A 460-nucleotide genomic window follows, 5' to 3' on the forward strand; every position below is an offset into this window, starting at 1 on the left:
CCTACGGGGGGCAGCAGTGAGGAATATTGGTCAATGGACGCGAGTCTGAACCAGCCAAGTAGCGTGAAGGATGACTGCCCTATGGGTTGTAAACTTCTTTTATATGGGAATAAAGTTTTCCACGTGTGGAATGTTGTATGTACCATATGAATAAGGATCGGCTAACTCCGTGCCAGCAGCCGCGGTAATACGGAGGATCCGAGCGTTATCCGGATTTATTGGGTTTAAAGGGAGCGTAGGTGGACAGTTAAGTCAGTTGTGAAAGTTTGCGGCTCAACCGTAAAATAGCAGTTGATACTGGCTGTCTTGAGTACAGTAGAGGTGGGCGGAATTCGTGGTGTAGCAGTGAAATGCTTAGATATCACGAAGAACTCCGATTGCGAAGGCAGCTCACTGGACTGCAACTGACACTGATGCTCGAAAGTGTGGGTATCAAACAGGATTAGATACCCCAGTAGTC

Annotated in this window: 1 rRNA gene; it reads left to right on the top strand. The window is 47.8% G+C overall.

The window, feature by feature from the left end:
* Positions 1-460: ribosomal RNA gene (locus KUA11_RS17135) — 16S ribosomal RNA — on the top strand; the annotation flags it as partial.

Source organism: Acetobacter estunensis (assembly GCF_019083805.1).
GTDB classification, from domain to species: Bacteria; Pseudomonadota; Alphaproteobacteria; order Acetobacterales; family Acetobacteraceae; genus Acetobacter; species Acetobacter estunensis_A.